Below are 7,500 nucleotides of genomic sequence, written 5' to 3' on the forward strand. Positions count from 1 at the left end.
TAGTTCTTGAGTTCGCCCGTCATCTCCACGCCGGAAGCGTACTCGCGGGTGTCGTGTGCCCCTGCGCTGGAGCGGCCCAAGCCCCCCATCAGGTCACGCAGGCTCTTGTAGCCCAGGAAATCAATGCTCTTGTCGGTGAGCTGGAACTTGGCCTCGCCGCTCTGGCCCTGCCCACCCTGCCCCGGTTCCTCGTCGAACTCCTTGCGGATAAAGCCGTCTTGCTGGAGCTTGTCCATCAGGCGCTCAATCTGCTGGCCTAGCGGCGTCTCGCGCACGTCATCGGCTTGCAGAGCCTCTAAGAGCTGCTCTTCGGGAATCATGCCCCGCTCGGCGAGCGCCTCCAAAATCGCGTCAAAGAGGTCGTCCATGCTGGGCCGGGCGTTGGGGTCGGGGTCATAGGGGTCGTTCATGCCCTGCCCCAGCAGCGCTTCTTGAATCATTTGCATCAGCTCACTGGACTCAAGCTGGTCGAGTTCGCCCTCGAACTTGCTGTACCGCGTGATACGCGCCATACCGGTGACCTCCGTGGCCCCCAGGATGGCGCGCCTGCCCGCAGCGGTTTGTAACGGGAGCGCCCCCACCCGAACCCTCATTTATGAACATTGGATGAGTAAATCAAAAACTGCTGTAAGAGTTGTGTCAGGGGGTCAACCCTACGGTGGGGGCGTTTCGAGCGTAGAGCTGCGCGGTGTACTTCGGGCACCTGCCGCGCGGGGAGCGAGTGGTGCGACCGGCGAAACGGACCCCTCAGGGGGGTTACGCCGGACCTTTGTGCTGGCGTCCCCTCCGACCAAGGAGAGAGCCGCTGCCATGAACCGCCTGACCCTCCCCCTTCTGCTCGCGCTGCCCGGCCTGGCCCTGGCCCAGAGCACCTCGCCCCTGGTCCTGAACCTGACCCAGTCGCTGATTCAGACCGTTCAGGTGGACGGTCAGGCGACCGAGAGGCGCACCCCGGACTACACCCGCGTGCGCCCCGGCGACCTGCTCGCGCAGACCGTCACCGCCCGCAACGTCAGCGCCCGCCCGCTCGCAAATGTCGCGGTGCGGCTGCCCGTGCCTAGGGGCATGGTCTACGTGGCCCCCGACGGCAGCGTCCCCGAAGGCGTCCGCACGGAGTATTCCATCGACGGCGGCCAGACCTTCGCTCCCGCCCCCCTGAAGAGAAAGGTCACCGTGACTGAGAACGGCAAGGCCGTGACCAAAGAGGTCGAGGTGAGGCCGAGCGAGTACAACGCCGTCCGCTGGACCATCGCCAGTCTGCCCGCCGGAGCCGAAAAGACCCTCGGCTTCCGGGTGCAGGTGAAGTGACCCCTTCCCCCCACGCCGCTCAGGGCGCACAGCCCTCAGCAAAAGGAGCACCCATGAACGGACCCACCAAGATTCTGGCCCTGATGACGGCGCTCGCCCTTGGCAACGCCGCCGCGCAGACCACCCCCACCCCCAACACCACCAGCACGGCGGCGGGCACGCCCATCACCAACGTGGCGACGGCCACCTTCACTGACCCCGCCACCGGGAACGCGGCGGCCCCGGTCAGCTCCAACACCGTCACGACGACCGTGCTGCCGCTGCCGGGCTTCGACATCGTGTACTTCGACGGCACCCCCGACGGCAACACCCTGACGACCACCCCCAAGGTCGTGAACAACGCGACCCCCGGCCAGGTCGTGCGGACCGATTACGCCGCCGTCAACAACGGCAACACGCCCCTTACGGTGGTGCTGCGGCCCAACACTTCCGGCAGCGCGAGCGGCCTGACGGTGCGCTACCTCGATGTCAGCGGGGTGGAGCTGCCCAAAAACAGCGACGGCAACTACATCATCACCCTGCCCGCCGGCTCCACGGGCGTGGTGCGCTTTACCCAGGAACTCACGGTGCCGAGCAGCGCCCCCGCCAACACGACCTACGGCGCGTCGCCCGAAGGCTTCGTAACGGGCACGGGCACGGGTACGGGGCAAAACGGCATCCCCAGCGGCAGCACCCTCTACGAGAACCAGACGGTGCAGGGTGGCGCGGTCGTCGCCTCGCCCGCCCAGGCCGCCGACCTTCAGTACGTGCGGGTGACGACCTTTAACCCCTCCCTGCAGAATGGCCCCAACGCCGCCAACCCCACCAACCCGGTTAGCGCGGACGGCACCACCCCCGCGACCCCGCCCGCCCTGGGCACGGTCAATGTGCCCACCGTGCCCGGCGGCACCGCCAACCAGCCCAACCCCACCCAGCCCGCGACCGGGTACCCGTCGACCCCCAGCAACCCGGCGGACCCCTCCGGCGCGGCGGGAACGCCCATCGTGCCCGACGTGCAGGGCAACCGTCAGGTGGCCTACCCCAGGGCGGACGCGGACAACCCCTCCACGGCTCCGGCAGTCGGTCAGACGAACGACCTCGCGGGCGCCGCCGACACCATCATCTTCACCAACCAGCTCAGGAACAGCGGTCAGGCCGACGACCGGGTGCAACTCTACCCGGCGGGTCCGGACGGCAGGATTCTGGCGGGCACCACCTTTGACCCGGCGACCGGGGTCTTCACCCTCGCCGACGGCACCCGCATTCGCTTCCTGGGCGTGACGACCGGGCAGCCCATCGCGGTGGGCAGCGGCGCGAGCTACCCCACGGTGACCGTCCCGGCGGGCAGCACGGTGATTTACCGCACCGAAGTGACCCTGCCCGACCCCAGCGATGCGGCCCTGCTCAACCCGGTTTCGCTCAAGATTGGCGCGGACTCGCTGAACGACGCCGATATCGTGGCGGACGCCACCACCGTGAACGACATCCTCCAGGGGGCCGCCCAGTTTGGGGACCACACGAACGGGGTGCTGGGGGCCACGCCCGCGCCCGCGCCCCAGCAGGTCGTCATGCCCAGCGGCAACACGACCACCAACACCGACACAAGCAACGCCACCGACAACGTGGCTGTCTTCCCGATGGACGTCGCCAACATGGGCGCGTACAACGACAGCTACACCCTCTCGGCGACCGCTCCGGGGCTGCCCGCCGGGGCCACGATCACCTACGTCGACAGCAGCGGGGCGGTGCTCCCGCAAAATGGCGCGGGCAACTTCGTCACCCCGGTGATTGCCGCTGGGCAGGAACTCAAGGTCTTCGCGGTGGTCACGGTACCGACCGGCACGGCGGCGGGCACCTACACCCTCAGCCAGCGGGCGGTGGGCAACTACAGCACCATCGTCATGACTGACCTGAACAACACCATCAAGGTGGGCGCGGTGGGCGCCGTCGCCGTCGCCAAGTTCACCCAGAGCAGCGGCACGGCGGCGGGCGCGACCCCCCAAAACGGCATCAACAACCCCGCGAACTACACCGCCAACAACACGACCGCCCTGCCCGGCGCGAACATCGTCTACCAGATTATCGGCAAGAACAACTACAACGCGCCCGTGGCGAACTTCGCCCTGAACGACACAGTGCCCGCCAACACGACCTTCCAGTCGGCCACCCTGACGATTGGCGGCGTGGCCCCCAGCAAGGTGATTTACAAGATTGGCAACGGCACCTGGTCGGCGACCGCCCCCGCGGCGGGTCTCGCAGCGGGCACGGCCATCGCGGTGGCTGCTGACGCCGACAACGACGGCACTCCCGACGCCCTCCCCGCAGGCGCGACGGCAGAGCTGACCTTCACCGTCCGTGTGAACTGAGTTCCTCCCCGGCGCACCCCGCTCCTCCCGGTGGGGTGCGCCCGCTTCCCCAACACCAGACTTCTTTTTTGCTCTGTCCGCGCCCCAAGCGCTCCCCACTTCCAGCCACCTTCCCCCCAGGAGTTGACCCCCGTGACCCATTCCCCCCTCAACCTGCTGCTCCCCGGCCTGCTGGCGGGGGCGTTCGCGGTGGGTGCCCAGGCCCAGACCGTCCCGGCCCCGCCCGCCCAGACCCCTGCCGGAACCGCCATCACCAACCAGGCGACCGCCACCTTCGACCCCGTGACCCCCGGCGGCGAGACGAGCGCCGAGTCCAACGTCGTCCGGACGGTCGTGCAGGCGGTGTGCGCGGTGAGCGTGACGCCGGACGGGACGGTGCAGGCCCCTGGCCAAAGTGCGAGCGTGCTGCCCGGCGAGGGGGCGACCTTCCGGTATACGGTCGTCAACGGCGGCAACGCCCGCTTCGCCTTTCCCCTGAGCGCTCGTACCGAAGCGGAGAGCGCCCACACCCCGGCCCTGCGGGTCATTCTCGACACCAACGGCAACGGGGTGGCCGACCCCGGTGAGGGGAGCGCGGACGCCCTGACGCTGGAGGCGGGCGCGAGCGCCAACGTGCTGCTCGTCGTGGAGACGGGGGAGGGGGCGCGGGGGGATGCCTTCGTCAACCTGGTGGCGAGTTGCGGGGGGGCAGAGCCAGACGCGAACAACGTCAGCCGCGTGCGCGTCGGCCCGCCGCCTGCGCTGGCGGTGGAGAAGAGCTTCTCGCCCGCGCGGGTGCGCCCCGGCGACGAGACCACCGTCACTGTGCGGACCCGCAACGCGGGGGAGGGCGATAGCCGCGAGGTCATCCTCACCGACCCCCTCGGCGAACAGCTCGCGCAGGGGCTGGTGTTCGTGCCCGGCAGCGCACGGGCAAACGCCGGAGTCCTGGAGTACACCGCCGACGGGGTGAGCTGGAGCACGGGCGAACCCGCACAGGTGCGCGGGGTGCGGGTCCGGGCCGCGAGCCTCGCGGCGGGGGCCGACCTCACCCTGACCTTCCGGATGCGGGCGACCGAGGCCGCCGAGAACCGCACCATCCCCAACGTCGCCACCGCCGTCACGGGCCGCCAGCAGGCGTCGGGCCGCGCCGAGGCGGACGTGCGCTTCCTGCCGGGGGTCGCCATCGGCCCCGTCGGGCAGCCCGAAGCCCCGGAAGGCACCCCCGCCGACACGCAAACTCGGCCCTTCGCGGTCGTGGGGCAGGCGGTCTGCTTTGAGCACACCCTGAAAAACACCGGGGACGTGCGCGACCTCTTTACCGTCACCGTGACCTACCCGCAGGGCGCGGCGACCGCCCGCCTGACCGGGGCGGACGGGCAGCCCCTCGTGCAGCCCCTGCCGCTGGAGCCGGGGGCCACCGCGCTCGTGCGGGTGTGTTACGACGCGGCGCAGGCGGGCGGGCTGGAGGCGCTGCTCACCGCGACCGGGGCGCAGGGCACCCGCAACGCCACCCGCGACGTGGTGCAGGCGGTGGAGGCGGGACTTCCCGAACTGCTCAAGACCGTCTCGCCCCCCCCGGAGCGCACGGTCGCCCAGGGCGAGGAGCTGACCTACACCCTGCGGGTCCGCAACCCCTACGCCCGCCCCCTGACCGAGGTCACTGTGAGCGACCCCCTGCCCGCGCACGTGGACTTCGTGGAGGCGTCGGCGGGCGGTACCGTGGCGGGCGAACTGGGCCGTCAGACCGTGACCTGGACGGTGGGCACCCTCGCCCCCGGCGAGACGCGCTCCTTCACCGTGCGGGCGCGGGTGAGCACGCGGGCGGTGGACGGCGAGGCGCTGAAGAACGTCTTCAACCTCGTCTCGACCGAGCTGCCCACGCCGCTGCCCAGCAATGAGGTGCAAAGCCCGGTCTGGAGCGCCGCCCTACGGGTCAGCAAGGCCGTGAGCAATGCCCAGGCCGCCCCCGGCGACCGCCTGACCTACACCCTGCGCATCCAGAACCTCTCCGCGACGACCGCCATCGTGAACGCGGTGGTCACCGACACCCCGGCGCGTGGCCTGAACTACCTCCCCGGCACGAGCCGCCTGGGGGGGCAGCCCCTCGCCGACCCCACGGTCACGAACGGGGTGCTGCGCTGGAACATCGGCACGATTCCGGCGGGCGGCACCCTGGAGCTGACCTACCAGACCCGCGTGGGCGCGGACGCGACCGGAGAACTCGTCAACCGGGTGGAAGTCGTTGGGGACGGGGCCGGAGGACAAGCCCGCGCCATCGCCAGCAACGTGGCGACCGCCGTGACCCGGCTGAAGCTGGGGGCCTTCGCGCCCGTCGCGGACCTGCTGGGTACCGTCTACGTGGACCGCAACCGCAACGGGGTCTATGACGCGGGCCTGGATATCCCCGTCGAGCGGGCGCGGGTCATCCTCGCGGGGGGCCGCCTGGCCTTGACCGACGCGGCGGGCCGCTACCACTTCGCAGGGGTGCCGCTGGGCACCCACGCGCTGCGCCTGGACCCCAACTCGGTGCCCTACCTCCCGCTGAGCGTTCCCGCAGACGGCGGCCTGCCCGGCACCCGCACCGTGCACGTGCGCGGCCTGACCGGGGTGGACTTCCCGCTCGCGCCGCTGGGGGCGGACGTGGCGGCGCTGCGGCGCACGTCCCTCACCGTGGGCGGGTTGCGGGTGGACAAGACCCTCGCCGCGATTCCCGGCGGTTACCGGGTCACCCTGCGGTTGGTGTCGGCCTCGGCGCTCGCGGGGTTTGAGCTGCAAGACCCCCTCCCGGCGGGGGCCACCCTGAAAGAAGGCCGTCACACCCTGTCGGGCACCCTGGAGGCCGGAGAAACCGTCCTCACCTATGACTTCGCATTTGCGGGCGAGCCGGGCGCGGCCCTGACCGACCCCCTCGTTCGCTGGAGGAACTGACCGTGCCTGCCCCCCTGCCCCGAACCCTCGCCCTGCTGACGGCCCTGCTGCTCGTCGGCCCGGCGTCCGCCCAGGCGGCGGGCGAGTCCGGGCCAACCCCGCCCCCCGTGGGGGCCGCGCCAGAGCAGCGCACGAGCACCGTTCTTCTCCCCTTTGACGTCCCCCCGCAAGCCCGCGAGCTGGTGCTCGCGCATCTGCCGCCCGCTGGGGCCGAGTACCTCCCCGGCAGCAGCCGCCTGGACGGGCGGCCCGTTCCCGACCCCCGCCGGGGGGCAAGCGGCACCCTGTACTGGGTGCTCCCGGCCCAGGAGCGCGGCGTCCTGAGCTACGAGCTGACCCACGCGGCCCCGCTGGGAGCGCTGGCGGCTCCGGCCCTGCAAGTGCGGCTCTCCGGCGACCGTCAGGAGGTCCTGATGGGCCGCCTGGATGCGGCGGACCTCGCGGGAGCCGCGCCCCTCGCGCCGCAGGGGGAAATCTTCGCTGAGAACGCCGGGGCCATCAAGCTCCCCCTCGCGGGCAGCGTGATTCGCCTGCGCGACCGCATCAGCGTGACGGTGGAAGCCCCGCTGGGCGAGCGCCCGGTCCTGACCGTGAACGGCACCCCGGTCGGCGAGGACCGCATCGGCACCGACGTGCAAGACGGCGGGCGCGGCGTGCAGCGCCTCACCTATGTGGGCGTGCCCCTGCGCCCCGGACCCAACCTCTTGCGCTTCGGCGCGGAGGAAATCACGGTGTCCCTCGCTGGGCCGACCGCCCAGGTCGAGGTGACCCCCATCAGCCTCGTCGCCGACGGCAGCACCCCCCTGCGGCTGCGCGTGCGGACGCTCGACGCCTTCGGCATCCCCTCCGGCCAGTCCACCCTGACCGTGCGCCCCAACCTGGAACCCCGCCTCCCCGACGCGGCCCCCAGCGAGGCGGGTTACCAGGTCCGCCTGGA

General features: G+C 71.1%; 5 protein-coding genes and 1 riboswitch (2 of these 6 only partly in view). Of the genes, 4 read left to right on the forward strand and 1 reads right to left on the reverse strand.

Annotation, left to right across the window (positions count from 1 at the left end; translation table 11 throughout):
* A protein-coding gene (locus H565_RS0107340) for a vWA domain-containing protein (protein WP_027460475.1) crosses the window boundary here: on the reverse strand, nucleotides 1-512 show its 5' portion. The gene continues 700 nt to the left of window position 1, outside the view; 512 of the gene's 1,212 nt are visible here — the first part of the coding sequence; it begins with the start codon at nucleotides 510-512; its stop codon lies off the left edge, out of view.
* A gap of 149 nt (nucleotides 513-661) precedes the next feature.
* Nucleotides 662-745, forward strand: a riboswitch (cyclic di-GMP riboswitch).
* A 65-nt stretch (nucleotides 746-810) separates the two neighbouring features.
* Here H565_RS0107340 and H565_RS14650 point away from each other — a divergent pair.
* The 4 genes from H565_RS14650 to H565_RS0107360 all read left to right on the forward strand — a co-directional run.
* Entirely contained in the window at nucleotides 811-1,308 is a 498-nt protein-coding gene (locus H565_RS14650; protein ID WP_034408730.1) for a DUF11 domain-containing protein, read from the forward strand.
* 53 nt (nucleotides 1,309-1,361) lie between these two features.
* Nucleotides 1,362-3,653: a DUF11 domain-containing protein gene (locus tag H565_RS0107350; protein WP_027460476.1), complete on the forward strand. Its 2,292-nt coding sequence runs from the start codon at nucleotides 1,362-1,364 to the stop codon at nucleotides 3,651-3,653.
* Between the two features lie 132 nt (nucleotides 3,654-3,785).
* A complete protein-coding gene (locus tag H565_RS0107355; RefSeq protein ID WP_027460477.1) occupies nucleotides 3,786-6,563 on the forward strand; it encodes a DUF7927 domain-containing protein in 2,778 nt (925 codons plus the stop codon).
* 2 nt (nucleotides 6,564-6,565) lie between these two features.
* Nucleotides 6,566-7,500: the beginning of an RHS repeat domain-containing protein gene (locus H565_RS0107360; protein WP_027460478.1), read on the forward strand. 2,245 nt of this gene lie beyond the right edge of the window; 935 of the gene's 3,180 nt are visible here — the first part of the coding sequence; it begins with the start codon at nucleotides 6,566-6,568; its stop codon lies off the right edge, out of view.

The sequence above is a fragment of the Deinococcus murrayi DSM 11303 genome (assembly GCF_000482805.1).
Classification (GTDB): domain Bacteria; phylum Deinococcota; class Deinococci; order Deinococcales; family Deinococcaceae; genus Deinococcus; species Deinococcus murrayi.

What these genes read in the sequence shown, in the direction of transcription:
- H565_RS0107350 (WP_027460476.1), top strand. Translation starts at nt 1,362, where the DNA reads ATGAACGGACCCACCAAGATTCTGGCCCTGATGACGGCGCTCGCCCTT.
- H565_RS14650 (WP_034408730.1), top strand. Translation starts at nt 811, where the DNA reads ATGAACCGCCTGACCCTCCCCCTTCTGCTCGCGCTGCCCGGCCTGGCC.